The 26,529-nt window shown below is 53.8% G+C and carries 29 protein-coding genes; 26 read left to right on the top strand and 3 right to left on the bottom strand.

What is annotated here, in order from left to right:
• Positions 1–64: 64 nt before the first annotated feature.
• From hydA to ACE99V_RS09000, 7 genes are all read left to right on the top strand, one after another.
• Positions 65–1,450, top strand: coding sequence for a dihydropyrimidinase (hydA, locus tag ACE99V_RS09030; protein ID WP_400490747.1), 1,386 nt, complete (start codon positions 65–67; stop codon positions 1,448–1,450).
• A 66-nt stretch (positions 1,451–1,516) separates the two neighbouring features.
• The gene (locus tag ACE99V_RS09025; protein WP_400490746.1) at positions 1,517–2,407 is read left to right on the top strand and encodes a nitrilase-related carbon-nitrogen hydrolase; all 891 of its coding nucleotides are present in this window, start codon (positions 1,517–1,519) and stop codon (positions 2,405–2,407) included.
• An 85-nt stretch (positions 2,408–2,492) separates the two neighbouring features.
• Positions 2,493–3,017, top strand: coding sequence for a hypothetical protein (locus ACE99V_RS09020; RefSeq protein ID WP_400490745.1), 525 nt, complete (start codon positions 2,493–2,495; stop codon positions 3,015–3,017).
• A 102-nt stretch (positions 3,018–3,119) separates the two neighbouring features.
• Positions 3,120–4,823: a methyl-accepting chemotaxis protein gene (locus ACE99V_RS09015; protein WP_400490744.1), complete on the top strand. Its 1,704-nt coding sequence runs from the start codon at positions 3,120–3,122 to the stop codon at positions 4,821–4,823.
• A gap of 198 nt (positions 4,824–5,021) precedes the next feature.
• A complete protein-coding gene (locus tag ACE99V_RS09010; RefSeq protein WP_400490743.1) occupies positions 5,022–5,693 on the top strand; it encodes a L,D-transpeptidase family protein in 672 nt (223 codons plus the stop codon).
• 237 nt (positions 5,694–5,930) lie between these two features.
• Positions 5,931–6,386 (top strand): chemotaxis protein CheW, encoded by a 456-nt coding sequence (locus tag ACE99V_RS09005; RefSeq protein WP_400490742.1) that lies wholly within the window; start codon positions 5,931–5,933, stop codon positions 6,384–6,386.
• 141 nt (positions 6,387–6,527) lie between these two features.
• Positions 6,528–6,707, top strand: coding sequence for a hypothetical protein (locus ACE99V_RS09000; protein ID WP_400490741.1), 180 nt, complete (start codon positions 6,528–6,530; stop codon positions 6,705–6,707).
• Here the strand turns inward: ACE99V_RS09000 and ACE99V_RS08995 are convergent.
• The 3 genes from ACE99V_RS08995 to ACE99V_RS08985 all read right to left on the bottom strand — a co-directional run bounded on the left by ACE99V_RS08995 (position 6,697) and on the right by ACE99V_RS08985 (position 10,601).
• Complete coding sequence (locus ACE99V_RS08995) at positions 6,697–6,930, bottom strand: hypothetical protein (RefSeq protein WP_400490740.1); 234 nt, start codon at positions 6,928–6,930, stop codon at positions 6,697–6,699. The two genes, ACE99V_RS09000 and ACE99V_RS08995, sit on opposite strands and share 11 nt — an antisense overlap.
• A gap of 64 nt (positions 6,931–6,994) precedes the next feature.
• A complete protein-coding gene (locus ACE99V_RS08990) occupies positions 6,995–8,485 on the bottom strand; it encodes an NCS1 family nucleobase:cation symporter-1 (RefSeq protein ID WP_400490739.1) in 1,491 nt (496 codons plus the stop codon).
• Positions 8,486–8,834: 349 nt separating this feature from the next.
• Positions 8,835–10,601, bottom strand: coding sequence for a UbiD family decarboxylase (locus ACE99V_RS08985; RefSeq protein WP_400490738.1), 1,767 nt, complete (start codon positions 10,599–10,601; stop codon positions 8,835–8,837).
• A 96-nt stretch (positions 10,602–10,697) separates the two neighbouring features.
• Between ACE99V_RS08985 and ACE99V_RS08980 the strand changes: the two genes are divergently transcribed.
• From ACE99V_RS08980 to ACE99V_RS08890, 19 genes are all read left to right on the top strand, one after another.
• Positions 10,698–12,320: an ATP-binding protein gene (locus ACE99V_RS08980; protein ID WP_400490737.1), complete on the top strand. Its 1,623-nt coding sequence runs from the start codon at positions 10,698–10,700 to the stop codon at positions 12,318–12,320.
• Positions 12,307–13,008, top strand: a complete 702-nt coding sequence (locus tag ACE99V_RS08975) for a response regulator (protein ID WP_400490736.1) — start codon at positions 12,307–12,309, stop codon at positions 13,006–13,008. The genes ACE99V_RS08980 and ACE99V_RS08975 overlap by 14 nt, the downstream gene beginning before the upstream one ends.
• Before the next feature lie 139 nt (positions 13,009–13,147).
• Positions 13,148–14,191, top strand: coding sequence for a tripartite tricarboxylate transporter substrate binding protein (locus tag ACE99V_RS08970; RefSeq protein WP_400490735.1), 1,044 nt, complete (start codon positions 13,148–13,150; stop codon positions 14,189–14,191).
• Between the two features lie 44 nt (positions 14,192–14,235).
• Positions 14,236–14,694: a tripartite tricarboxylate transporter TctB family protein gene (locus ACE99V_RS08965; protein WP_400490734.1), complete on the top strand. Its 459-nt coding sequence runs from the start codon at positions 14,236–14,238 to the stop codon at positions 14,692–14,694.
• A 14-nt stretch (positions 14,695–14,708) separates the two neighbouring features.
• Positions 14,709–16,235, top strand: coding sequence for a tripartite tricarboxylate transporter permease (locus ACE99V_RS08960; protein ID WP_400490733.1), 1,527 nt, complete (start codon positions 14,709–14,711; stop codon positions 16,233–16,235).
• Between the two features lie 100 nt (positions 16,236–16,335).
• On the top strand, positions 16,336–16,926 hold the full coding sequence (locus ACE99V_RS08955) for a GNAT family N-acetyltransferase (RefSeq protein ID WP_400490732.1): 591 nt from the start codon (positions 16,336–16,338) through the stop codon (positions 16,924–16,926).
• A gap of 83 nt (positions 16,927–17,009) precedes the next feature.
• A complete protein-coding gene (locus tag ACE99V_RS08950) occupies positions 17,010–17,408 on the top strand; it encodes a DUF3054 domain-containing protein (RefSeq protein WP_400490731.1) in 399 nt (132 codons plus the stop codon).
• A gap of 267 nt (positions 17,409–17,675) precedes the next feature.
• On the top strand, positions 17,676–18,023 hold the full coding sequence (locus tag ACE99V_RS08945) for a hypothetical protein (protein WP_400490730.1): 348 nt from the start codon (positions 17,676–17,678) through the stop codon (positions 18,021–18,023).
• The gene (locus tag ACE99V_RS08940) at positions 18,016–18,648 is read left to right on the top strand and encodes a thiamine phosphate synthase (protein ID WP_400490729.1); all 633 of its coding nucleotides are present in this window, start codon (positions 18,016–18,018) and stop codon (positions 18,646–18,648) included. Before ACE99V_RS08945 ends, ACE99V_RS08940 begins: the two co-directional genes overlap by 8 nt.
• Positions 18,645–19,316, top strand: coding sequence for a thiamine phosphate synthase (thiE, locus tag ACE99V_RS08935; protein WP_400490728.1), 672 nt, complete (start codon positions 18,645–18,647; stop codon positions 19,314–19,316). The genes ACE99V_RS08940 and thiE overlap by 4 nt, the downstream gene beginning before the upstream one ends.
• A gap of 59 nt (positions 19,317–19,375) precedes the next feature.
• Positions 19,376–20,284 carry a hypothetical protein gene (locus ACE99V_RS08930; RefSeq protein WP_400490727.1) on the top strand — a complete coding sequence of 303 codons (909 nt, stop codon included), beginning with the start codon at positions 19,376–19,378 and terminating at the stop codon, positions 20,282–20,284.
• 310 nt (positions 20,285–20,594) lie between these two features.
• Complete coding sequence (locus tag ACE99V_RS08925) at positions 20,595–22,355, top strand: aromatic amino acid hydroxylase (protein ID WP_400490726.1); 1,761 nt, start codon at positions 20,595–20,597, stop codon at positions 22,353–22,355.
• 275 nt (positions 22,356–22,630) lie between these two features.
• The gene (locus ACE99V_RS08920; protein WP_400490725.1) at positions 22,631–23,341 is read left to right on the top strand and encodes a cytochrome c biogenesis CcdA family protein; all 711 of its coding nucleotides are present in this window, start codon (positions 22,631–22,633) and stop codon (positions 23,339–23,341) included.
• A gap of 13 nt (positions 23,342–23,354) precedes the next feature.
• Positions 23,355–23,882 carry a TlpA family protein disulfide reductase gene (locus ACE99V_RS08915; protein ID WP_400490724.1) on the top strand — a complete coding sequence of 176 codons (528 nt, stop codon included), beginning with the start codon at positions 23,355–23,357 and terminating at the stop codon, positions 23,880–23,882.
• A gap of 190 nt (positions 23,883–24,072) precedes the next feature.
• Positions 24,073–24,366, top strand: coding sequence for an Mpo1-like protein (locus tag ACE99V_RS08910; protein WP_400490723.1), 294 nt, complete (start codon positions 24,073–24,075; stop codon positions 24,364–24,366).
• Positions 24,367–24,435: 69 nt separating this feature from the next.
• The gene (locus tag ACE99V_RS08905; RefSeq protein ID WP_400490722.1) at positions 24,436–24,651 is read left to right on the top strand and encodes a hypothetical protein; all 216 of its coding nucleotides are present in this window, start codon (positions 24,436–24,438) and stop codon (positions 24,649–24,651) included.
• A 150-nt stretch (positions 24,652–24,801) separates the two neighbouring features.
• The gene (locus ACE99V_RS08900; protein ID WP_400490721.1) at positions 24,802–24,999 is read left to right on the top strand and encodes a hypothetical protein; all 198 of its coding nucleotides are present in this window, start codon (positions 24,802–24,804) and stop codon (positions 24,997–24,999) included.
• Positions 25,000–25,088: 89 nt separating this feature from the next.
• Positions 25,089–25,235 carry a YycC family protein gene (locus tag ACE99V_RS08895; RefSeq protein ID WP_400490720.1) on the top strand — a complete coding sequence of 49 codons (147 nt, stop codon included), beginning with the start codon at positions 25,089–25,091 and terminating at the stop codon, positions 25,233–25,235.
• A 93-nt stretch (positions 25,236–25,328) separates the two neighbouring features.
• Positions 25,329–26,183: a stalk domain-containing protein gene (locus ACE99V_RS08890; protein WP_400490719.1), complete on the top strand. Its 855-nt coding sequence runs from the start codon at positions 25,329–25,331 to the stop codon at positions 26,181–26,183.
• The last annotated feature ends 346 nt before the right edge of the window (positions 26,184–26,529 follow it).

The following is a 26,529-nucleotide window of genomic DNA, read 5'->3' as shown; positions in this document are numbered from 1 at the left end:
GCGCATAGCTTGTACGGACAAGTCAAGCGTGCTTTCGTGCACAAAGCAAAGTGGGGGAGATGACATGAAAAAATGGATTCGCGGCGGTACCGTGGTAACGGCTGCCGACACCTACCAGGCCGACGTGTTGGTTCAGGATGGGCAGGTAATCGCCATCGGTCAGGATTTGGACGTGCAAGGGGCTGAGGTGATCGATGCCTCCGGCTGCTACGTGTTGCCTGGAGGGATTGATCCGCACACGCATCTTGACATGCCCTTCGGCGGTACCGTTACGGCGGATGACTTTTTCACCGGAACCCGTGCGGCCGCTTTCGGCGGGACTACCAGCATCATCGACTTCTGCCTGACGAAAAAAGGGGAATCGCTGCGCTCGGCAATCGCTGCCTGGCACGAAAAGGCTCGCGGGAAGGCGGTCATCGACTACGGCTTCCACCTGATGATTGCCGAAGCCAACGATCAGGTGCTGGATGAGCTGGAATCCGTCGTGACGGCGGAAGGCATCACGTCGCTGAAGGTGTTTATGGCGTATAAAAACGTGTTCCAGGCTGACGATGAGACACTGTTCAAGACATTGATTCGCGCCAGGGAGCTGGGCGCCTTGGTGCAGGTTCACGCGGAAAACGGCGACGTCATTGACTACCTGACGAAAAAGGCGTTGGCCGAAGGAAATACGGACCCCATCTATCATGCCCTGACAAGACCACCGGAAGCGGAAGGGGAAGCAACCGGACGGGCGATCGCCCTGACTGCCCTGGCGGACGCGCAGCTCTACGTGGTGCACGTCTCTTGCGCAGCGGCCGTACAGCGAATTGCCGAAGCGAGGGAAAAAGGGTGGAACATTTACGGCGAAACCTGCCCGCAGTACCTCGCGCTCGATATCAGCTGCTTGGAGAAGCCGGATTTTGAGGGGGCGAAGTACGTCTGGTCACCGCCGCTTCGCGAGCAGTGGAACCAGGACGTGTTGTGGAATGCGTTGAAGGGCGGCATACTCCAGACGGTCGGTTCCGATCAATGCTCGTTCAACTTTAACGGACAAAAGGAACTGGGCCGCGGCGACTTTACCCGGATTCCCAACGGCGGACCGCTGATTGAAGACCGGATGGCGATCGTATACTCGGAGGGGGTTCGTCAGGGGCGCATCAGCCTCAACCAGTTCGTCGACGTCTGCTCAACCAAGGTGGCCAAACTGTTCGGCATGTTCCCCCGGAAAGGAACGATCGCGGTAGGCTCCGATGCGGATATCGTCATCTTTGACCCGGACGCAAAGCGGACCATTTCCGCCAAGACCCACCACATGAACGTCGACTACAATCCGTTTGAGGGCAAGGAAGTGTACGGCGAGGTCGTCTCGGTTCTTTCCAGGGGTTCGTACGTCGTTCGTGACAGACAGTTCGTCGGGCAGCCGGGGACCGGTCAGTTTGTCAAACGGAATTCGTTCACAAGGCCGTAAAAACCCGCTCGTTCATAGCTGACACTGATCCGAGCGGGGCCACATGAAACCAAAAGGAGGGGGCATATGGTTAGCAAGGTAATGATCGGGTTGATTCAGGCGAAAAACGAGGTTCACGGCGACGAGCCGGTTCATGTTCACAAGGAAAAGGCGATTGAAAAGCATGTCGGCATGGTACGGGAGGCCGCCGCAAAAGGAGCGCAGATCATCTGCCTGCAGGAAATTTTCTACGGTCCGTACTTCTGCACCGAACAAAACACCAAATGGTACGAGTCAGCAGAGGAAGTCCCCGACGGACCGACGACACAACGGTTTCAATCACTGGCCCGCGAACTCGGCACCGTCATTGTCCTGCCGGTGTACGAGCGGGTGGGAATCGGCACGTATTACAATACGGCGGCGGTGATCGATGCAGACGGGACCTTCCTGGGCAAATACCGCAAGCAGCACATCCCTCACGTCGCGGCGGGACCAAGCGGGTGCGGTTTCTGGGAAAAGTACTACTTCAAGCCGGGCAACCTCGGTTATCCCGTCTTTGAAACCGCGTTTGCCAAAGTGGGCGTATACATTTGTTACGACCGTCACTTTCCCGAAGGGGCCCGCCTGCTTGGCCTCAACGGTGCGGAAATCGTCTTCAACCCGTCAGCGACGGTTGCCGGCCTGTCCGAATATCTTTGGAAGCTGGAGCAGCCTGCCCACGCCGTTGCCAACGGCTACTATGTGGCGGCAATCAACCGGATCGGCGTAGAAGCGCCCTGGAACATGGGCGAATTTTACGGCCAGTCCTACCTGGTGAATCCACGAGGCCAAATCGTAGCAGCCGGAAGTCGCGATCAGGATGAAATCATCCTGGCCGAGATGGACAAAAACCTTATCCACGAAGTGCGTGACGTCTGGCAGTTCTACCGCGACCGCCGTCCGGAAACCTACGAGGACATGGTAAAGCTGCTGCCGTAGCAAAGCGGGGAATCAGGAAGAGGAGCGGGAGCATCATACCCCCCTCCTTTTCCCTATTTGCGCAAATAGGTAAGGGGATAGCACTATGAAGCAAATCGTATATCGCGGAGTGGAGTACCAGGAGGCGCTTCGCGTGGTGGAAACCCAGCGCTACCATCGTCACGAACGCCGTCATTTTGCCGATGGTGTAAGTGCGAAAGCCGTCTTCGGGCCTGGGGTCTATCTGGTGAGCAATCTGCAGGTTGCGGCCCACTATGCAATCTGTCACGCTGAAAAAACGTGGGATCGGGCAGCCATCCTCGCTCAAGAAATAAAACTGGACGGGCTGTATCGCCTGGACAAACGTTACGGAGAGAATGAGCTCCGCGATGAGGCGCTGAGGTGGCGCCACACCGGCAAGGAATTGAGGCGGATTTCCGAGGAGATGGGGCATCAGGATTGGCTGGAGTGGACAGGGGATGAGATCCGCACCTTTATCTTGGAGAGAGGCTTAAGCGGAATCCTCTATGAAATCAGTGAGGAACTCATCTATTATGTTTGCTACCGGCCGAACGAGCAAATCTCCCGGATCGAGCTGGTAACGGTCTTCGATGTGCAGGACATTATCTAAAGTTTCTCGACTTGCCTCCCCCGTTTTGGTAGAATTAGACATTATTCGACTTTTTTCTATCATTGGTACTATTCACACAGTTGTAGGGGGATCCAAGTAAACATGCGAAATCTAAGTACCCGAGCAAAGCTTCTCAACCTCGTCCTGGTAATGGCGCTCTTCCTGGCAGCCGTCGGCGGCACCGGCTTCTATTTTCTGATGAAGGCCGAAGAAAACCTGGAGTCCATGTATCAAAACCAGCTGTTGGCAATCAAATGGGTCAAGGAAGTGCGCGTCCAAACACGGGCGAACGAAGCGATCGTCTTTAAGATGATCCTGCAGACGGATGCCAATAAGCGTCAGGAGTACAAGCAGGTTCTTGAACAGCGGATTGCCGAGGTAGATGAACTTCTGGCGAATTATGAAAAACTGGAACTGGATGCAACTGCCAAACAAATTCTGGAGCAATTGAAACCGGAATTGGACGAGTATCGCAACGATCGTACGCAGGTGATCAGGTTGATCAACGAGCAAAATGCTGACGAAGCGTTCGCCTACTTCATGGCGACAGAGGAGACGCTAGACAGCATCAACAATAAGTTGAAATCGCTCGCTGATTATCACGATACCATGGCCGATCAACTGAACAAGGAGAACATGGCGGATGCGGTGCTGGCCAAGGGAATCCTGATTGGCACGATCGTGGCAGCGGTTGTCTTGGCATCTCTCTTTGGCCTGTACTTGTCCCGTCTGATCGCCAATCCGCTCAAGCAACTGGTTCGCAATCTGCAAGAGCTGTCTGGCGGGAACCTCGCTTTGGAACCGGTCGCATACACGGGTAAAGACGAAGTGGGCAAGCTGGGAGCCGCCTTCAACACGCTGATCGAGAACATGCGTGAATTGGTCAATCAGGTAAAAGTGGCCGGAGAACAAGTTGCCGCCTCGTCCGAACAACTGTCCGCCAGTGCAGAAGAAACGGCGCAGGTGACCGAACAAATTGCCGACGCCATCCAACAAATTGCGGGTGCATCAGAAACGCAAGTGCACCGAACCGATGAAACCGTTCGCGTCATGGAGGAAATGGCCATCGGGATACAGCGGATTGCAGAGACGTCCGGGGTGGTCTCCGAGGCGTCCGTTTCAGCCGCAGGGGAAGCGGAACAGGGGAATGCTTTTATTCAACGCGCGGTCTCCCAGATGGATGCGATCCAGCAGGCAGTCAATCACTCTGCTGCTGTCGTCAAGGAACTGGGTGAGCGTTCGCAAGCCATCACTCAGATCGTCGAGGTCATTACCGGAATCGCGTCCCAAACAAATCTGCTGGCGCTCAATGCTGCCATTGAAGCAGCCCGTGCCGGCGAACATGGACGCGGCTTTGCCGTAGTGGCGGACGAGGTCAGAAAACTTGCGGAGCAATCCGAGGAATCTGCCCGTGAAATAGCCCGACTCATTCAGGAGATTCAACTGGAGACCGGAAAGGCTGTGGAAGCGATGGATCAAGGAACACAGGAAGCACAGACAGGCGCGGTTGTAGTCAAGGAAGCCGGGGAAGCGTTTCAACGTATCGTCCTCGCCGCACATTCCGTCGCGGATCAGATCCAGGAAGTATCGGCAGCGACCGAGCAGCTTTCCGCAAGCATTCAAGAAATAACCTCTTCGATGGAGGAGATGAATCGGCTGGCACAAGATTCATCCGGCAGTACGCAGGCTGTCGCCGCTTCGTCACAGGAGCAGCTTGCCTCGATGCATGAGATTGCGACTTCCAGCGAAAATCTCAGCCGCCTCGCGCTCGAGCTGCAGCAATCCATCAGTCAGTTCAAACTGTAACCGACAATCGTCTGAGAAAGTCCGTTACCAAAAACTCGCTGTTTGGTAATATCCCCTTTTGATTGACAATGGAAAGAGTCTATCTGGTAGGATAGGCGCACCATTGTTGACCGGAGGGGATTTTAAATTGTGCCGTGTATGTAAGGAATGAAATTTCGAATACTAACCCCTGTATATCAATATTTTTGTGAGGTCGACATGCTGAGGATTCTATTGATCGTAAGTACCGTATGTTATTGGTACGCACTCGGGGGGATATCTAGTATTGTTGCACGAGAACCGATTGCGGAAGAAAAAATTTCGGTCTACATCAACTTGTGGCACAGCCGCCTTTATCTGAAAAATAAGGATGGTGAGGTGTTGTCTGCGTATCCGATTGCGGCGGGAGCGAAAGATACGCCTTCGCCCATTGGTACTTTTCGAATCATTCATAAGTCCAAAAACTGGGGAGGCGGATTTGGATCTCGTTGGTTAGGATTGAATGTCAGTTGGGGAACGTACGGAATTCACGGGACCAACCGCCCCGAGACGATTGGCACATTTGCGAGCCATGGCTGTTTCCGAATGAATAACCAAGATATTGAAAAACTGTACGATAAGGTTTCGATTGGTACTGCCGTAATCATTGATGGTCCCATCATGGGGCACGATCATATCACCTATCGAATCCTTGTTCCAGGATCCAGGGGAGCTCTTACCCAATTGGTTCAAAACAGGTTAAAAGCCGCCGGTTATTATCATGGCGTCTGCCATGGTAAGTTCAACCGTCAAACGGAACGGGCCGTTATCCGGTTTCAACAAAAAGAAGGGCTGAAGGTGACAGGACAAATTCAGTTTGAGGATTTGTGTTATCTTGGCATTATCGAGTAGCCATTTTCGTTGAATTTACTTTCTTTTGTTTCGTATGCTCCTCCAGAATAAGTAGCAGACGATGAGGAAGAAAACAAGGAGAAGAACAAGAGACATCATTACTTTATCCACACGTTTCCCACCTTTATTTGCAGCAGAAAAAATATCGAATTGATTTCTTTTGAAAAGGATGAATGGTTTTTGACTAGGACTATCGAAATAGTACGAAGTGACAATTTTCCTAGTGGGGTGTTCATCATGACGCAAAAGATGTCAAGCCAGAAAGAAGTCATTTTCCGTATCGGCAGTGAGGAATACGGCATTTCCGTTACCGACGTGGTATCGATTGAAAAGGCTCGGGAAACAACACCGGTTCCGGAGAGTAGCCCGTACCTGTTGGGAATGATAGATCTCCGCGGCACCGTCATTCCGATTATTGACCTGTCAAAAATATTCGGGGGCGCGCCGATTGCCATTACCGAGTCTACCCGGTACATCGTTGCCCAAGTGGAAGATCAAGTCGTGGGTTTTGCTGTCGATGCTGCTACGGATATCATCGACGTACCTGGCACGATGATTCAAAAACCAGCCATAGTCCAATCCACTTTCATTTACGGCATCGCCAAGCTTGAAGAGCGGATGATTGTCCTTTTAGATATTCCAAACCTGGTGAAAAACCTTGTTGGAGAGTCAATATACACAAAGAACCACTAGTGGTTGATTGAGAAACATCAGGGCTTCACCGTTGCGGGTGAGGCCCGTTTTCTTTTTGGAAAGGATGTAATCGCGCCCTATGACGAAACCGCGGTCAGATGCATATGTATAGAAGACACAGGGAACGGGGAGGAGATTTTCATGAGTCATGTGAAAAACGAGTTGATGGTGAAGCTGATTCGAAACGGCGTTACGCAAGCGTGCGGCAAGCCGTTAAAGGAAGCGACCCTGGACGAATTGAAGGATGAGTGGGGCCGGTTTACGCTCCAGAACATATCCCGCAATCATTACCGCAGAGAGCCCCATAATGTTATGGATTGACATATCGGATGCCGTTGCCGCCGAACAGCTCACGGACGCTGTTGTACTGGCGAACGTTTAGATCAGGAAAAACGATGGCCAGCTGACCCTCCTGGATTGGCAAGGGGCCGCCGGGAGCTTCAACGGCGTGCGGGATTCCCATCGCTTCCAATACCCGTGAGTACACCGCCGCATCATCCCAGCTGGAAAGGTAGTAAAACGATTTGTTTTCCAAGATACCCACTCCTTTGCCACTATTATACCCAATAAAAAGCCCCCGTCACCGGGAGCGGAAGGTTTTGCCGTTATCAGGATGCGCGCTGCTCACTTCCATAGGCGGTAATTTTGTTGTAATCGGCTGCGCTGATCACACTCGTGCTGTTTTTCATCAACCAGGTATAGAAGACGAGGGAGATGAGGAGACCGAATGTCCATGCGTTGTCCCAGATGATCGTCAATCCGGGAATCTGTTTGCTGATAAACGGCACCGCGATCCCGATCAGCATGGCCCAAACCGCATGTTGGTTGACGCCGCCTTTGTAGGAGTAAATGCCGTTTGTGCGGTACAGCTCGGTCAGGTGAATCCGCTGCTTTCGGACGAGCCAGTAATCGGCGATGGCGATGCCGTCGATCGGTCCGAGCAGCGCCCCGTAAGTACCCATCCAGAGGAAAATGTAGTTGCCAAAGTTTTCCAGGATATACCAGGGCTGCATCACCAGTGCGACTACCCCTGTGATAATGGCTCCCATGCCAAACGTCATTCGGCGGGGAGAGAGGTTTTCGATCGCACGAGCCGGTGCCACCACGTTCGCGGCGACGTTGGTGGTCAACGTCGCCAGGATGATTCCCAGCGTACCGAGGAAGATGACGAAGGGCGAGAACTTCGCCAGAATGGCAGCCGGATCCCAAATGGCTTCGCCGAAAACGACAACAGTTGCCGACGCCACGGCCACCCCGATGAACGAAAAGAGTCCCATTGTGGACGGCAGGGCAGCGGATTGACCGACAATTTGCGCTTTTTGACTCTTGGCGTAGCGGCAGAAGTCCGGGATGTTCAGGGCCAGTGTGGACCAGAAGGCAATCGCGCCGGTCAATGCCGGGAAAAACACTTTCAGGAAATCAGCGGTAGAGGTAAACTTGGACGGCGCGGAGAGCATCGGTCCCCAGCCGCCTGCAGCAGTGACTGCCCATACCAGGAGAGCAAGTCCCATGATCACCAGCACGGGAGCCGCCCAGTTTTCCATTGTCTTGATCGATTCCGGTCCACGGTAGGAGATCCAGACGTTTAATGCCCAAAAGCCGAGAAAAGCAATCCAGAGATGTCCGGGGATGTTTTCCCAGCCGGTCATCGCCATCAGCAGGGTGTCGATGGCCGCGCCGCCAAACCAGCAGTTGATGCCAAACCAGCCGGCGGCGATAATGGCACGCGCCATTGAGGGAATGTGGGCACCTTTTGAACCAAACCAGAGACGGGCGTAGACCGGATAGGGGATCCCGAACTTCGTTCCGGCGTGGGCGTTGAGAAGAATGGGAATGAGGACGATACAGTTACCCAAAATGATCGTAAAAATCGCTTGCCACCAGTTCATGCCCAGAGAGATCAAGCCGGCGGCCATGGCGTAGGTGGGCAGACAAATTGACATCCCAATCCAGAGGCTTGCAAAGTTGTACGCTGTCCAATCATGTTCCGCCCGGTTCGTCGGGCGAAGTCCTTCGTTAAAGAGCGGGCTGTCTTTGATCTGGTTTTCGCCTTCTTTCGTCAGGGTGACAATGCCGTCTACTTCTACCTGCGTTTTCATTGGAGACTCCCTCCTTTATCAATGTTTTGTACCTGAAGCGTGTTTGTCTCAGATACAAGTTGCTTAAGTATATTGATGGGGGAGATTTCTGATTACAGAATTTTCGCGCATAAGAATTACCGAGCGGGGTCCCTTACAGGTGTCGGCTGGGGCCCATATATGCGAAAAAACGCCCGGAAGAATATGCTTCCGGGCATTTCTTAGTGTATAAGAATTTATAAATTTGGACATCCCATACAGCAGCTAGAAAAGTGTTCGGGGCCCCGCCCGGCGAAAAAAGGGACCCCACTCGGCTCAGCGATAGCTACCGCCGAGTGGGGTGAGAGTAGCTAATGCCGAGTGGGTTTTCTTATAATCCATCAGGGAAGTACTCTTTCCAGCGGCGGTCGACCCGTTCCGCGATGTCGGGACGGGTTTCCACTTCGTCCGGATAAAACGGCTTCATGCGGGCGTCGACGATGAGCGGGCCTTCATAGCGAATCTTGTTGCGCACGATTGTCGATTGGGCGTACAGATCGTGTGCCGGATCAAATCGGGTGAAGACCGTCCACAAAAAGCTGCTTTGCTTCTCCGCGACTGAAGCGTCATCTACGATGCAGATCATCGGCCATTCGCGCAGATGTTCATTCACGAACGGAAGCAGCTCTTCACCGAGCTCAGGACGGTTGGCAAAACTCGGGCCGGAGATGACCAGACATCCTGGGCAAAACGGCTTGGCGTCATGAATGCCGGGGATCGTACCACCCGTGTATTCCCGCGGCAATTCGCGGACAGGCTCACCGATGCCGAGCATGATGCCCTTGCTGCCGTGGTTGAACTTGCGACCGGTGTAGTCCAGCGTATCGTTGGAGGTATCGTTGACGATCAACAGGTCGCGCTCCGGCTGGAATCTTGCGAGAACGATTTCCAGGAAGTGCGAGAAGTTGGACAGATCGCACGGGACGTCCGTCACCATCAAGAACTTGGTCAGAGTCAGCTGGCCCTCTCCCATGATGCGGAAGGCGTGAGCCATCGCTTCCTTGTAATAGCTCTCCCGGACGATTGCCCCGGCAAGAGCGTGAAAACCGGTTTCCCCGTATGTCCAGAGCGCCTTGACGCCAGGCATGACGACCGGAAAGAGCGGGGAGAGCAGCCGCTGCAGGTATTCGCCGATAAAGTAGTCCTCCTGACGAGGCTTTCCTACCACAGTGGCGGGGTAAATGGCGTCTTTGCGCCGCCACATCTGCTGGACGTTGAATACGGGAAAATCATGTTCCCAGGAATAATAGCCAAAGTGATCGCCGAACGGGCCTTCCGGTCGGCGGACGTGCGGCGGAACGATTCCTCCGAAGACGAACTCTGCCTCCGCCACAATCTTATGCGGATGGTTGGGTACGTCCACCAGCTTCAGCTTTTCGCCCATCAGCAGGGAGGCAAAGACCAGTTCCGGCACCATCTCTGGAAGAGGAGCGATGGCTGAAATGATCAAGGCTGGCGGTCCGCCTACCGTGAGAGTCACCGGGAGAGGTTGATTCCGCTTCTCCGCCTCGTGGTAGTGGAATCCGCCTCCTTTATGAATTTGCCAGTGCATGCCGGTGGTATTCTTGTCGTAGATTTGAATCCGGTACATGCCGAGATTGTGTTCCTTTGATTCCGGGTGCTCCGTGTAAACAAGCGGCAATGTCACAAACGGACCGCCGTCCAGATGCCAGCTGGTCAATGCGGGCAGCTGGGTCATGTCCACATCAGTGGTGGACACCTGCGTCACCGGTGCCTGCGCGGGGCTGACGGACTTGGTCCCGGTTTTCATTACGCCGAGAAGCGAATCGCGCAGGTCCCACAGCGCTGACAGCTTGGGCGGCAGCAGCTTGTCCAAGCCGTGCACCAGCTCGCGGACAATTGATTCCGGTTTGGGACCAAACGCCATGTCGACCCGTTCTGCCGTTCCAAACAAATTGGTCACGACGGGAAACGACTTTCCTTTTACATGGGTAAAGAGCAGGGCAGGTCCCTGTTCGTCAATCACTCTGCGATGAATTTCGGCCAGTTCGAGATACGGATCAACGGGGGCGTCAATCTCGACAAGCTGGCCGGCGCGTCGTAGCTGTTCCAAAAACGAGCGCAGGTTTGTATGCATAACGTGTCACCTTCCCTTTACTACTCTACACGAACCCGGCTATTGATTCTACCTTTTTTCACAGATCCGATGGTAAGATGGAGAGGAGGTGAAGACATGTTTAGCAGAAATTGGCGGTTTACGTTGCAAACCAGAATGATCTTGCTCACGATCTTTGTCATCGTCTCCATCATCGGCGCACTGGGGACCGTATTCACCTCGATCATCTCTGCCTCGATCGAAGAGCAGGTGGGAAAAAGGGCTCTCAGTGTGGCAAAAATTGTTGCCAATATGCCCCAGGTGAGAGGAGCATTCAGCACCAGTGACCCCTCGGCCATCATTCAGCCGATTGCGGAAAATGTGCGTCTCCAAACGGAAGCGGAGTACGTGGTTGTGGGCAACCGTCACGGGATTCGCTACTCCCATCCGGTACCGGAGCGAATCGGCAAGGAAATGGTCGGGGGAGACAACGATCAGGCCTTGATCCACGGACGCTCCTATGTGTCAACAGCAGTAGGGAGCCTGGGACCGGCCTTGCGGGGAAAGGTTCCGATCAAAAACGATGCGGGAGAGGTAATCGGCATTGTTTCCGTCGGATTCCTTCTGGAAGACCTCGAAGAAGCGATCGCCAGCTATCGGGAAAAGGTGCTCGGAATTATTGCGCTGTCCGTTCTGTTCGGCATTCTGGGAGCCGTCTGGCTGAGCAGGCGCTTCAAGCGGGCGATTCTCGGACTGGAGCCGGAGGAGATTGCCGCCCTGTTCATGGAGCGCAACGCGGTTATCGAATCCGTTCGGGAAGGGATCATCGCAATCAATCGGGATGGGGAAGTCACGATGGTGAACAAGGCAGCCACCAAGATTCTCGATTTGCCCAAGGAAAAGGACGTGCATCGAAGACCGGTCCAGGAGCTTTTGCCTACCACCAAAATGCTGGAGGTGCTCGAGACAGGTGAGCAGCAGCTGGACCGGGAGGCCATCTTCGCAGGGAAGGAGATTATCGTCAGCCGCGTTCCGATCAAGATGGGAAACAAAGTAATCGGGGTGGTGAGCAGCTTTCGCCCGAAGTCCGAGATCGACCAACTGACGGCAGAACTCTCCCAGGTGAAACGCTACGCGGATGTCCTGCGTGCGCAGACCCATGAATTTCACAATTTGCTGTACACGATCTCAGGTCTCTTGCAGCTGGGGTCCGTTCAAGAGGCGATCGAGCTGATTACGAGTGAAACCTCCTCCCAACAGGAACTCGTCCTCTATCTTGCAAAGCATGTATCCGATCCGATGATAAGCGCCTTGCTCTTAGGCATGCACAACCGGGCCAAGGAATTGAAAATACAATTTCACATCAACCGCGACAGCCGTCTGAGAGAGCTTCCCGAGATGATCAACCGCCAGCAAATTGTTCTGCTGCTGGGCAATCTCATACAAAACGCGTTTGAGGCAGTATGCGATCCCCGAGCCGATTCCAAAACCGTTGAATGCTATATCTCCGACGCGGGGCAGGAAATCCTGTTCGAAGTGGAAGACTCGGGGACCGGTGTGGGAGACGGCATTCGCGAACATATTTTTGAGTACGGTTTTTCAACCAAACCGGGGGAAAAAAGGGGCATCGGCCTGGCCAAGGCAAAGGGAATTGTCGAGGAGCTCGGCGGCTACATCGTGGTTGGAAGAAGCGAGCTGGGTGGAGCGCTTTTCACCATTTCACTCCCCAAGCAACGGAGGGACGAGCATGAAGCAAGTTGAGGTGCTGATCGTCGAGGACGATGTCAGAATTCTGGATATTAACCGGCGATTCGTTGAAAAAGTGGAAGGATTTCATGTGATCGCCACAGCAACGAACGGTGAACTGGCAAAGGAACTGCTGGAACTTACCCAGCCGAACCTGGTACTATTAGACGTCTACCTGCCCGACATGCTGGGCATCGATCTCGTCTGGCATATCCGCCAGCATTACCGCAACGTGGACATCATCATGATCACAGCGGCCAAGGAAATGGAAATGGTGCGAGCCTCCCTGCGCGGCGGGGTTTACGACTACATTGTCAAGCCGCTCGTCTTTGAGCGCTTCCAGGAGCGTTTGCAAAGCTACCGTGAGCATGTCCTGCGAACCAGCGAAGCCGGAACGGTGGAGCAGGAGGAGATAGACCAAATGCTCTTTCGCCGCGTCCAGCCCGGCAAGGGAAAGGACGGGTTCATGCCAAAGGGGATCGACAGTCTCACACTGGAGAAAATTTTGCGAGCGTTCTCGCAGGCCGGCACCTTGGGACTTTCCGCGGAAGAAGTAGGGAATTTGGTGGGGACAAGCCGAACCACCGCCAGAAGGTATCTGGAATATCTCATTGGAGAGGGCAAGGTACGTGCCGATCTGGTGTACGGCACGGTAGGAAGACCGGAGAGAAAATACCGGCTCCGTACGTCTGCTCTCCCGTGAACTTTATGAACAAAATAGACAAAAAATTCAAAATAGCACTTATGCACGTAAACTATTCAAAGGGACGGACAGCGTGATACCTTATGGACAGAAATGATGAATACGCTTTCAAAACCATAAGAGTAAGGGGGATTTCACCATGAGAAAAAGAAATTTGCTCATCGCGCTGTCCACTTTTGCCATGCTGATGTTGTCCGCGTGCGGCAACAGCGGAGGCAATGCAGGAGGGGGCAGCTCCGCCGGCGGAGGAGCAACTCCTGCTGCATCCGGGTACCCGGATAAACCGTTGGTATTTGTTGCGCCATCCGGAGCAGGGGGAGGTTGGGACAAGACGGCCCGTTCCATCAGCAAAGTGCTGGCGGAAAGCAAACTGGTTTCTCAGACCAGCACGGTGGAAAACAAACCGGGCGGCGGCGGGGCCGTATTCCTGGCTGAATATGTCACCAAGGAAAAAGGAAACGCCTACAAACTATTCGTCAGTTCGCCGCCGATCTTGATCAATAACGTCAAAAAAGAAGGAAACAGCCCATTCGGCTTCCGCGATGTCACCCCGTTGGCCCAGCTGACAAGAGACTTCGGGGCCATTGTCGTGAAGGCAGATTCTCCACACAAGGATCTGAAAGGTTTGCTCGACGTCATCAAGGCCGATCCGTCGAAAGTGACGGTGGCAGGCGGTTCCGCACCGGGCTCCATGGACCACTTGATCGCCGTCTTGCCTGCTGCCAAATACGGCATCGATCCAAAGGCTGTCAAATACGTCTCCTACGACGGCGGCGGAGAGGCGATGGCGGCGCTTCTCGGCGGCAACGCGGACATGATCGCCACCGACGCTTCCAGCGTGAGTGAATACCTGAAGGCGGGCAAGGTTCGCGTGCTCGGCGTGACGGCTCCGGAGCGGCTGGGCGGCGATCTGAAAGACGTCCCGACATTGAAGGAACAAGGCATAGACACAACCTTCAACATCTGGCGCGGAGTGTTTGGACCGGCCGACATGCCTCAAGACGCCAAGGCATACTGGGACGGCAAGCTGAAGGAGCTGTCCGAGAATGAGGTGTGGAAGAAGGAACTGGCAGCAAACGGCTGGGAAAGCGAATACAAGGACTCCGCAAGCTTCGTGGCATTCCTCGAAGAACAAGACAAACTGGTCAAGGAGCTCCTGACGTCCCTGGGCATGGCGAAGTAAAGGAGAGGGGATCCCCTCTCCTTGTTTCTTAGAAGGAGGTAACGATGAACAAGACATTTGATCGGTACGCGAGCGCCATCTTCGCCCTCATCGGAGCGCTGTTTGTAGCGGAAAGTCGAAACATTGCCGCCAGTGCATACGGCAGCCAGGTAGGACCCAACCTGTTCCCTTTGGGATTGGGCATATTACTGATTTTGTTGAGCGTCCGGCTGTTTTACGAAACGGCGAAGGTACAGTCGGATCAAAGTCAATCCGTGCCCCTGCGGCACAAGCGGTTCTTGTTGATGCTGGCTGTTACCTTCCTCTATGCGTGGTTTTTGGAGGAGATCGGATACCTCATCGGCACGTTTCTGTTTCTGCTCGCGGGGTTCAAGCTGATGGGCAGCGGCAGCTGGTTGAAGTCAGCCGGGATTTCCCTGCTCTTTTCGAGCGGAGTTTACTACACCTACGTACACATCTTGAAAGGCACGCTGCCAGGATTCCCTTCCTGGTTGGGCTTCTGAAGGAGGGATAAAAGATGAGCGCGCTTCACTATCTGGCCGACGGTTTTGCCGTCGCCTTGCAGTGGCACAACCTGATTTACGCTTTTGTCGGCGTACTGATCGGCACCGCAGTTGGCGTTCTGCCGGGCATCGGTCCGATGAGCGGTGTCGCCTTGCTGCTTCCGGTTACAGCATCTCTTACCAGCGGTCTGTCACCTGAACAGGCGGCCGCCAGCGCTTTGATTTTGTTGGCGGGGGTCTATTACGGTGCGATGTACGGCGGTTCCACCACCTCGATCTTATTGAATACCCCGGGTGAATCCTCTTCTGTGGTGACAACTCTCGACGGCTACCAGATGGCTAAAAACGGCCGGGCGGGAGCGGCTCTTTCCATTGCTGCCATCGGTTCCTTCGTCGCCGGGTTGGTAGCACTCATCGCCCTCGTCTTCCTGGCACAGCCGTTGTCCGATCTTGCTTTGAAGTTTGGTCCCGCAGAGTATTTTTCGCTCATGATTCTCGGACTGTGCGCCGTCAGCGGACTGGGCGGCAAATCGATGACCAAGGCGCTGATCATGACCGTTTTTGGGTTGCTCCTGGCCACCATCGGCATCGACAACGTCTCCGGCGTCGCTCGTTTCACCTACGACATCCCTGATCTGTACCAGGGTCTGGAGTTTCTTACCATCGCCGTCGGCCTCTTTGCGCTGGGGGAAGTGTTCAAGACGATCATCGAACCGGACGGGGAATCCGGACAGGTGATCAAAGTGGGACGGGTCATGCCCAGCCTTGAGGACTTGAAGAAAAGCGCGGGCCCTGTCGCACGGGGTTCTATTCTGGGCTTTTTCGTTGGAATCCTGCCGGGAGCGGGGGCTACACTGGCATCGTTCTTTTCCTATATCTTTGAGAAAAAGCTGAGCAAAGATCCCGGGAAGTTCGGCAAAGGGGCAATTGAAGGGGTGGCCGCACCCGAATCTGCCAACAACGCCGCGTCCGGCGGAGCGATGATTCCGCTCCTGACGCTGGGAATCCCGGGTTCGGGCACGACCGCCATCCTGATGGGTGCCCTTCTGATGTACAACGTTCAGCCCGGGCCGCTGCTTTTTGAAGACCACCCGCAGGTAGCGTGGGGCCTGATTGCCAGTATGTTCATCGGGAACCTCATGCTATTGGTCTTGAACATGCCGCTCGTGAAGGTGTTCGCGAAAATCATTGAAACCCCGAGTCAGTATCTGCTGCCGCTGATCATTGCCATCTCCGTATTCGGCGTCTATGCCGTGCAGGTGAGCACGTTTGATTTGATCCTGCTGATCGCTTGCGGGGTGGCTGGATACCTGCTGGCCAAAAACGACTTCCCGCTTGCTCCTTTGGTGCTTGGCCTGGTGTTGGGGCCGATGATCGAAAACAATATGCGTCGTGCGCTCACCACCTCCAATGGAGATTTCCTGATCTTCGTGCAAAAACCGATTTCCGCTGTCTTTTTGGGTATCGCAATACTCTGGCTGGTGGTCCCGATTCTGTTGAAGATGAGAGGCAGGCAGGTCGTGATCAACGAAGAAGCGTAAAAAAGGCCTTGACAAGCGGCGTACCTCCCTTTACTCTTTGAAAAATTTCAAAGGACTGTTCTGCCGAATTGTGTAAGCAGAACAGAGGGGAGTGTTTGGCATGCTGCATATTCAACCGGTTACGCTTGAAGGACGGCTGGTTCGACTGGAACCTCTGTCACTTGAACACGCTGACGGGCTGTGGGAAGCGGGAAAATACCAGCAAATCTGGACGTACATGTCGATTGCGTTCGACAGCCGCGACGTCGTGGATCGTTATCTGGAGCAGGCGCTTGCGGCCAGGGAGGCGGGGACAGAGCTGCCGTTCGCGATAATCGAACGAAGCACCAACCGCGTGATTGGCAGCACGCGCTTCGGCAATATCTCACGTCATGACAAAGGGTTGGAAATCGGCTGGACATGGCTGACCCCATCCGTATGGAAAACGGCGGTCAACACGGAATGCAAGTGGCTGCTGCTGCGCCACTGCTTCGAGGAACTGGGCTGCATCCGCGTTCAGCTGAAAACGGATTCCCGCAATGTCAATTCCCAGCGGGCGATCGAGCGCATCGGCGGAGTCCGCGAAGGAGTGCTTCGCAATCACATGATCTTGCGCGACGGCTATGTCCGTGACTCTGTCTTTTTCAGCATTCTTGACCGGGAGTGGCCGGAAGTGAACCGGAAACTCCAAATGTGGCTGTCTGGTGAATAACGCGTCTGACCGATTGTGTGAGATCCCGCACACTGTGTACAATGGAAACAATGCGATCCATTCAAGCAAAGTGTGAGGTTACGATGAACATTCAAGAAGCACCGGCCCGGTCCGTTTTATTCCTCGGCGATTTGGCTGCCTTTTTGCTCTTTACCTGTCTGGGAAAGGAAGCTCATCACTTGCCTGTTTCACTGACAGGGGTGTTTGCCACGGCTGCGCCGTTTTGGCTGACCTGGGTTGCAGTTGGAACACTTCTTGGCGTCTACCGTCCGCAGGCGTACGTAAGCATCGGGCGTGCGGCGCGGAGTACGGTATTCGCCTGGAGCATGGCAGCACCGCTTGCGGTCTGGATCCGTTCCATTCTGCTGGACACGCCCGTCACATTGCTTTTCACTTCTGTTGCGTACGGTATCATGCTTCTCTTTTTGCTGGCCTGGCGCGTACCCTTTGCCATGTTTGCAGGGCGGTGTACCCGTTTATAAAAGCGGGTGAGAGTGGATACGCTACCACTGACCGCTGGCAAAAGGAGGTGGGCGAACATGGGCAAGAACAACAACAGCAAGGACCTTGCCAAAAACAGAGGAAAAACCGTCGATGAGAACGACAAGAATACCAACCTCAGGCAATCCCAACACAACGACCGGAACAACAACTAAGCCCACGAGAGAAAAGCTGCTGATGTATGTCGGCAGCTTTTTGCCTGTGTTATAATAGCCTGAGCTTATTACTTGGAACGGAGGATTTTGTTTATGTCGCAACCAGTTGGACCGTCGATCACGCTGTCGACGCAAGCTTTTCTGATTCTGTGCCGCCTGTTTGACGGGTGCTATGACGATTTGAAACAGCAGGAACACGTAAACGAACTGGTGGAATCCATCGCCGATGTTCTGCTCGCAGGTGTGCAGGCGCTGGAGGAGCAGGTGAAACCGCCAAAGGACATCACCTTTTCGCTGACCATTCCACAGGCGTTTTTCCTCCGCAAACTCGTAGCAGAGCTGATGGTGCTTACCTCGGAAAAGGCGGAGCAGGACAAGACGCGTTCCTGGCTGCGGGAGTGTCAGACTGTACTGGAGCAGGCGGGGATGCCGCGTGTTTGAGAAACATCCTGTCCTGCATGTCGTAACGAGCGGCAGCCAACCGCTTGAACAGGTGTTGCGAATGGCAGAGGCGGCTTGGGCTGGGGGAATGGACATGCTCCAGCTGCGCGAGAAGCAGCTGACCGCCCGGGAATGCATGAAGTGGGTGGAGGCGCTGGCAGATGTCATGCCAAGAGAGCGGATCCTCGTGAACGACCGCGTCGATGCAGCCGCAGCCAGCAGGTGCGGCGGTGCACATCTGGCCTACCACAGCTTGACGCCGCAGGAAGCGAGGCGTGTACTAAAAGAGGGGCAGCTGATCGGCCGCTCCGTCCATTCCCGAGAGGAGGCGGAAGCAGCGGTATTGAGCGGGGCTGACTACCTGTATTACGGCCATGTTTTTGCCAGCCAATCGAAGCCGGGATTGCCGCCTCGAGGAACGGAGGAGCTCGTTCGACTGGTGAACACCTTGTCAAAACCGATCATCGCCATCGGCGGCATCACCCCGGATAACCTCAAGGAGGTGCTCGCGACCGGTTGCGCCGGCGTCGCCATCCTGTCCGGGATCACCGGCGCGGACGATCCGAAACGGGCGACCCTTACATACCGAGAAGCCATGAAGCGTTGGCAGGAGGAACAGGCATGAAAAATCGCGACCTATTGCGGGAGAAATTGTGCGTCTATTTGGTAATCGGCACGCAGGACTGCGGTCATTCCGTCGAACGGACGGTTTCCGTTGTGCGTGAGGCACTTGCAGGCGGAATCGGAACGGTGCAACTGCGGGACAAAGGCAGCAAACTGACGAAAGAGGAACGGTATTCGCTTGCGCTTCGACTGCTGCAGTTGTGCCGGGAGAACGACGCGTTGTTTTTCATCAACGACGACGTAGAACTGGCTGTTCGCGTGCAGGCCGATGGAATACACGTAGGACAGGACGACATGCCGCTGGCTCAGGTGCAACAGCTGGTTGGCCCGGACATGTACATCGGCATCTCTGCGGGTACTCCCGAGGAAGCGATGGCAGCCCTGTCCGGAGGAGCCGATTATCTGGGGGTGGGTGCCATGTATGTCACCGCCTCCAAAGCGGACGCCGGAGAGCCGATTGGCCCAGCCGGTCTCGCCGAAATCCGCCAGGCAGTCGGTGCAGAACTCCCCATCGTCGGGATTGGCGGAATCACGGCTGGGAATTGTTCCCCCGTGATCGCTGCGGGGGCGGATGGGGTGGCAGTCATTTCAGCGATCAGCCGAGCAAAGTCTCCGCGCCATGCGGCACAGCAGTTGGCGGAGGCTGTACGCAGGACAAGGCAGTGTTAAGTCAGTTGTACTTGGAGAAAATAACCATTGAAGCGGACTGAGCGTGGGAGGTGGAGCAGTTGAAAAGCCGCATCTATCGGATCGGATACGAACAGGTGAACAAGCGGGAGCTCTTGGAGCGGCTGGGCTTGTCGGATTGCCTGCTCGTGGAGCACAAGCGGCTGTTTCCTTCTGGCGACGAGCTGGCCGATGAAGTATCGCCGGAAGAGGAGCGCCACGCTGTGCTCGTTCGGTTTCAGCGCCGTCCCAGTGAATGGATTACATTTACCGGCTTGTATGAAATACTCTCTCGCGAACCGATTCCCTGGATTGATTCGCCGCTGGAGTATCACTTGCACGGAGTGGAGCTGTTTCCGGGCAATATCCGCAGGGAAAAGGCACCGCAAGCCAGAATCCCGGCGCGAACCAAGCTGCAGATTGCCGCCATTCGCGGAGAAACCGTGTTTGTTACCGTGCCGGGACATCCCTCCCGCAAGTATGAGATGTCACTGGCTTACGCCCGTTTTGCCAAGGATTTTCCTACCGAGCTGGAGCTGAAGCTGCAGGTATACGCGTTCCCTCCGCGGCAGGACGTGCTGGTAGACTGGCTGCTGAAAGAGGGGCGAAAAAGCGGGATTATTACCCGTCCCAATCAGGAGCGGGTGGAGCGGTCCGCGTTTCAGGTCTGGGACGAACTGCGCCTGGAATACGGGATCAGCGTGAGTGCGGCGCTGCTGGCGATCAAGCAGGCACTCATCATTTTGGACCGGGCTGGCGTCGAAACGGATTTTCCCTATCCGATTCAGGAGCGGTCTGACCTCAGCCTGTCCAACGAGGCGGAGCGTGAAGCGTTCTACTCGTATCACGCCGTTCGCTGCGCCATCGCCGCGGTTGCATCACTGTTAACCACAGATCCGAAAGACCCCTTGCAGGACTTGCTGCTGCTCGACGTCATGCTGGAGCAGCAGGTAAAACGCAGGCGCAATTAATCCAGAGGCATCTGTTACGGAACCAATCGTGACAGACGCCTTTTTTAGCATATATGATTTTATAAAAATGGACATCCATACAGCCACTTGGAAAGGGTTTGGGGCCCCGCCCGACGAAAAAAGGGACCCCACTCGGCTCAGCGATAGCTACCGCCGAGTGGGGTGAGAATAGCTACTGCCGGGTGGGTTATTTTGTCTAATCAGTTTAACAATAAACATTTTTTGCACAATTCGATACCGGTTCGTGCTATGATAGTTGTTAGCAAGAAAACGCTTACAATTTTATCAAAGCAATGAGGAGGCATCAGGCATGAACCGCGTGGACTCAGAATTTTCGCTTGTGCAAGTACCCGTACACCTAAAAGAATTTGTAGTAGAGCAAGACTACGAGCGTTATACGCCGATCGATCATGCCGTCTGGCGCTACGTAATGCGGCAAAACAGCAGCTTTCTGGGAAAAACAGCACACAGCGCCTATCTGGATGGACTGCGCACCTCCGGCATCAGCATTGAAAGAATTCCCAATATCAAGGAGATGAATGAATGTCTCTCGCAAATCGGCTGGGGAGCAGTGACGATCAATGGCTTTATTCCAGCTGTTGCGTTTTTTGACTTCCAGGCTCACGGCTTTTTGCCGATCGCCTGCGATATCAGGCAGTACGACCACATCGCCTACACGCCCGCTCCCGACATCATCCACGAAGCGGCTGGACACGCTCCGATCATCAAGGATGAAAAATACCGTTCCTATTTGAAATTGTTTGGCGATATAGGTTCAAAAGCCATTTCTTCCCGCGAGGACTATGAACTATACGAAGCAATTCGCCTGCTCTCCATCGTCAAGGAGGACCCCGAGTCGACTGAAGAAGAAAGGATAGCGGCCGAGGAAAACCTCGAACGGAAAGTCGCCGCGGTGACGGAGGCTTCCGAGGCGACACAGCTTTCCCGTTTGTACTGGTGGACGGTGGAATACGGCTTGATCGGAGATCTGAATCATCCGCAGATATACGGAGCCGGACTGCTTTCTTCTGTCGGCGAAAGCATGAGCTGTCTGAAGGACGATGTGAAGAAAATTCCATTCTCGCTGAAAGCATGCATCGAAACTGATTTCGACATCACCAAACCGCAGCCGCAGTTGTTTGTCTGCAAAGATTTTGATGAACTGATCGAAGCTGTACAAGAGTTCGCCAAGACGATGGCGATGACGGTGGGTGGCACCGAAAGTCTTGTGAAGGCATGCAAAATGGGGCAGACCTCCACGTCCGTATACAGTTCCGGACTGCAGGTAAGCGGAACGGTTACCCGACTTGAATTCAGTGAAGCCGGGGAAGCGGTCTATCTTGTGACCAGCGGGCCCACAGCGCTTGCCGTGGACAACAGCGAGCTTGCGGGACACGGCAAAACCTATCATCTCGAAGGTTTCGGATCACCAATCGGGCGCTTGGCCCAAGAAACGACCCCTCTTGAGCTGTTTAGCGATGAGCAGTTGGAAGCGTACGGAATTGTCGTGGATCAGAACACGACACTCTCCTTTGAATCGGGGGTTCAGGTAACCGGCAAAGTGGCGTACGTTCATCGGGAAAACGGCAAGGTGGTATTGATCGGCTTTGACAACTGCACGGTGACGTTCGGGGAGAAAACGTTGTTTGAGGCCGAATGGGGCACATTTGACATGGCAGTCGGAGAAAAGATCGTCTCGGTATTTGCCGGAGCAGCGGATCGGGAGAAGTTTGCCACAGGCACCCACCAGCCGTCTGCCGTAAATGCAAAACGGCCCGCCTACACACCGGAACAAGTGCGGCTTCAACAGCTCTATCAACGGGTACGCGACACACGCGAACAACCGGCCTCGGATGAGGAAACAGAAACGAACCTGCTGCCGGTTCTTCATGAGGTTACGGGATCGTATCCGCACGACTGGCTGATCCGTTTGGAGATCCTGGAGATTCTGCACGCTCGCAATCTTTTGCCGGACGTTCAGGCCGAAATTCGTGATTCTCTCAACCAGCTGATGCAGGAGCAGCCTGACCATGCTCCGTTGATCCAAAACGGTCTGTCCTTGCTCGTGTAATTCGTCACCGGTCGGTGCGGTGCGCATCCGAACAGATACCGGTTCGCGCACCGCTTATATATTTTGTCCAACATGTCAGACCAGATCCGAATCTCTTCGTTTTACATAATAAATGTTATGGTAACTTAATGGGTCAGGCCGCGGCCTGTCTTTTTCTTTTTTACACAAAAAATGTCACGGATTTGAGGCGAAATGCCGCGCAGGCTTTTCTCTACCTTGGGACTTCGTTACAATAGGGGCAGGTAAAGACATACAGTTCGCCCCTGGAGGTGTGTATGAGTACAAATTTGTCTGTTTTGCTTGCTTTCGGCGCCGGCTTTCTTTCCTTCATATCGCCGTGTTGTTTGCCGTTGTACCCGTCTTTTTTATCGTATATAACCGGGGTCACCATCGATGAAGTGAAAAAGGGAAAAGCTGTCTTTCAAAAGCAGGCGCTTCTTCACACCTTGTTTTTTATCCTCGGATTTTCCATCGTATTCGTCGCGCTGGGTTTGTCCACATCTTGGCTGGGCAGCCTGTTTGACGAGAACAAAGAGTTGATTCGTCAGCTGGGCGGCATTCTTCTGGTTGTGATCGGCTTGGTCATGCTGCAGGTGTTCAAGATGGATTGGATGATGCGCACCTGGAAAGTTGATTTAAAATCCCGCCCGATTGGGTATACTGGGTCCATACTGGTCGGTATCACGTACGCCGCGGGCTGGACTCCCTGCGTCGGTCCCATCCTCTCCGGCATCATTGTTTTGGGCGTAACGAACCCAGGTCAGGCACTGACTTATACGCTGGCCTATACCATCGGGTTCGCCATTCCATTTTTCGTCATGACCTTTTTCATCAGCAAGATTGGGGCCATCATGAAGTACTCGGATCGCCTGATGAAAGTCGGGGGTGCGATTATGATTCTGTTCGGGATTTTGTTGTATACCGGGAAGTTAACTGACATCACCAGACTGTTGATTGGATTGTACGGGGGTTTTACAGGATTTTAATTGAGGTGAACAGATGAAAAGGATGCTCCTTCTGGTGTTTTTCGCAGCGCTCATGGGGTACACCATGTATACCCAACCTGTAGAGCAGGCAGCGAACACCGAGCAGAAGCCGGTTGTAGGCTATCAGGCACCCCATTTTTCACTGGCCGGACTGGACAAACAGACCTACCAGTTGTCAGGAAGCAGGGAAAAGCCGCTCGTCATCAACTTTTGGGCGTCCTGGTGCGGGCCGTGCCGTATGGAAGCCCCTGATCTCCGCAAGCTGTATCTGAAATACAGGCAGCAGTTGGATTTCTACGCCGTGAACGTAACCAGCAACGATGATCCGGACAGCGCCAAGGCGTTTGTGGACGCGTATCAGCTGCCGTTCCCCATCCCGATGGACATGAATGGGGAGGTTGCAAGCAAGTACCGGGTGAATGCGTTTCCCACAACGTATTTGGTTGACAAAAACGGTGTGATCCGGCAGAAAATCATCGGGATGATCGAACCGGCCCGGTTTGAGCAGGAACTGAAAGCATTGATTTCGGGAAAACAGTGACCGCTGTCGATGACAGCGGTCAGGGTAGGTCCGTCTCAAGAGGACGCTCAGCAACCATACATCCAGGAGGTTCGCACAAGTGGGATCCCTGCTCACTTCACCATCCGGTGAGGTTCCTGCCACGAAAAGAAAGCGCTTACAACACGAACTGAATTATGTTAGAATATACAGATAAAAGGAGATGGTGTTCGTGGAACAAAACCTTTCATTCATGGAGCGGTACAAACAGGATCATCAGCATCCGGTCAACAAGCTTACCCATGCAATCGGCATCCCCATGATCGTCTTGTCCCTCCCGCTCTTTTTCTGGAGTTGGAAGTGGGCGCTCGGCCTGTTTGTCATCGGCTGGATTTTTCAATTCATCGGGCATTATGTGGAGGGGAATCCGCCGTCCTTTCTGAAAAATCCCGTGTTTTTGCTGGTCGGTCCCTGGTGGATCGTAAAACGATTCTGGGGTTTTTTGACGGGAAAGCCGCTGCCATGACGGTATCCGTTCATACAAGCGCCGGTCGTCTCATAAGGTAGGAGTAAACGGCAGGAAGAGGGTGTCTGTATGTCTGCTGTTCTTCCCAAACGCCGCGGGCAAAAAAACCAAACACAAACGAGAGACGGATATACGGTTCATGAATGCCGTATCGGAATGCATCGGCAAACAGCCGGATATCCCCAGTTGTACCGGGACCACGAGGCGATCGGGCCGGACGGAAGGGCAGGTACCTCGGCAGGTCAGCAGAGAGCCCTCGATTCCGACCTCAGCCATATGGTGTAACCAGTCACGACTGACTGGTTTTTATTTTTTCGGAACCGTACCCCACCCATATTTTGCGAGTGACCGTTCGTTTTGTACGTTCACCTAGAGAACGGGATCGTTCTCCCTCATAGGATAAAGGGACACCGATGGGGGAGGGGGAACAAGCAAGTGGCAAAAGCAAAAAAGATCAAAAAGAAAGTCACACGGCAGCATCCGAATCAACTCAACCTAAAAATAGTAACGTCCACCACCTGTCAGGTGTGCAAGCAGCAATGCAAGCGGGGGCTGCAGTACATGGAGAAGATGTCGCAACCCGGAGCGATTGGGTACGGTGTGCCATGCATTCTGACCAGGGATAAAAAATAACAAACGAGCGCAGAGGGATTCCTGCGCTTTTGTTTTTGGTATCATAGAAGACAACGTCATTGAAAATCATTCAAAGGAGTTGCAAGCTCATGCGTCCATTGCAAATTTCTCCCGAAACCGCCGTCAAACTGGCGGAAAAACTAAATATTCCGCTCGAACAGCTGATGCACATGCCGCAGCACATCCTGATGAAAAAGCTGATGGAGTTGAATGAACAGGAGAAGGAAAAGGAATGAAACAGAAAAAAATTTTTATTGCAACCTTTGCCCACAATTTTCCGTCAAGAAGGTGCGCGCGCAAAACACCTAGATTGAGAGGAGAATTGCAGGATGAAAAAATTTGTATCTGCTTCCCTGATTGCCGCTCTTCTGGTATCAGGCGCATCGGGAGCATTGGCAGGGAATGAACACCACAAAGACAGGGGCAAAGCCGAAAAAACGGAAGTGAAAGTGGTGGTAGCAGCTGAGCCGCTTTCCAAGGCCGAAGCCGTACTAAAAGACGTCAGGCTGAAAAAGGAACTGATCGGACTGCGTCAGGAGCTGAAGCAAGCGAAAAAGGACACCGCAGAACTGAAAGCAAAATACGAAAAGTTGGTTGCCGAACTGGAAAAGCTTTCCGAGAAGCAGGCAGCTCTCGAGGTTCAGCTGGAGCTTTTGCAGCGTACATATCAAAAAGGGGAACGCGCTCCATTCAAGAAATTGGGATTGCTTTTTGAAGCAATCGGTTCCACTGAAATAAAAGCGTTTGTTGACGGAAAACTGGTAGTAGCGGATGTAACTCCGTTCGTGCAGGGGGGACGAGCTCTCGTTCCCGTACGTGCGATCAGCTCCGCGCTGAAAGCGGACGTAAAATGGGATGCAGAAACACGCACCGTAACGATTACGCGCGGTGATCAGATTATTACGCTCTACCTGGACAAAAAGGAAGCGACGGTTAACGGCAAAACCATTTCATTGGACATCGCTCCCGTATTGAAAAAAGGCCGCGTGTTCCTGCCTCTCCGATTCATCAGCGAACATTTGAACGCGGACGTCGATTGGCAGTCGGAAGGGAAAATCGTCATCATTGACGACATTCAGCCCCCTGTTGAACCGGACGAGAGCGAAGAAACCGATACAGAAACGTCCACTGAGACTTCGACGGACACGACCGAACAATCCGAAACCAGTTCCAACCAGCAGTAATGACAGTCCTCGGCGCCGCCGAGGGCTTTTTTCTCGGTGTATAAGAATTTATAAATTTGGACATCCCATACAGCCGCTAGAAAAGTGTTCGGGGCCCCGCCCGGCGAAGCGTTAGCTAGTTTCCCCTGAAAAATTCCTGGGGTAAGTCAAAAACAAAAGGAATTCAGCTCTCTAAATGGAAGTAGTTGTTGACGAGGCAATACATCCAAAAAGAGGGACTGAATTCCTTTCTTCATAAAGAAATTCAACAGTGCTCCTCGAAAATCCTATTTGAGGTGAGCGATTATGTTAAAACTTCGTAACGAGCAAATCACATTGTGGGATACCCTTCTCCCTGAACCAATCC

The sequence above is a fragment of the Brevibacillus soli genome, from assembly GCF_044759095.2.
GTDB lineage: Bacteria > Bacillota > Bacilli > Brevibacillales > Brevibacillaceae > JBIYSM02.
The sequence above is the reverse complement of the archived record's forward strand: the minus strand, read 5'-3'. Positions and strand labels throughout refer to the sequence as shown.